The sequence below is a fragment of the Nocardia concava NBRC 100430 genome, from assembly GCF_000308815.1.
GTDB lineage: Bacteria > Actinomycetota > Actinomycetes > Mycobacteriales > Mycobacteriaceae > Nocardia > Nocardia concava.
This window is the reverse complement of sequence record NZ_BAFX01000158.1, coordinates 1-460: the sequence shown is the minus strand read 5'-3', so window position 1 is coordinate 460 and position 460 is coordinate 1. Positions and strand designations below refer to the sequence as shown.

Annotated in this window: 1 protein-coding gene; it reads left to right on the top strand. The window is 65.4% G+C overall.

All coding sequences use genetic code 11. The annotated features are described in order from the left end of the window. Nucleotides 1–134: 134 nt before the first annotated feature. On the top strand, nt 135–460 hold a 326-nt coding region (locus ON43_RS45990), incomplete at its 3' end, for a hypothetical protein (RefSeq protein WP_218003443.1).

Here is a 460-nt window from a genome sequence, read left to right as displayed (position 1 = left end):
GTTTCCGCATCGGGCACACCGGCGGCGGTGACCGGAGGCACGGGTTCGGTGGGGAACAGGAATGGTGTGCCTTCGGGGGTGGTGGTGATCGAATCGCCGGTGGGCGTGGTCCATTGCACCTCCCGATCCGGGAGATGATCGACCTTCCAACCATTGCGGTGATTCTCTGCCAGAGTCTTGAGTCGATGATGGCGTCGACACCGCGCCCCGAGATTCTGTTCGGTAGTGCGACCACCACTTTCGGGATTGTCGTGGTCGAACCGGTCCTGGTGGTCGAGGTCGGTGTCAGCGGCAGGCACCTGGCAACCCGGGGCACGGCAGATCCCATCGATCGCACGTACCCGCGAAGCGACACGCGCGGTGGGCTTGTACACGAGTTCACGGGTCGCGGGCGTCGCGACCGGGGTGGCTTCGAGCGTGGGGGTGTCGGTGATGATCTCGAAGCGGGCGTAGCGCGCGA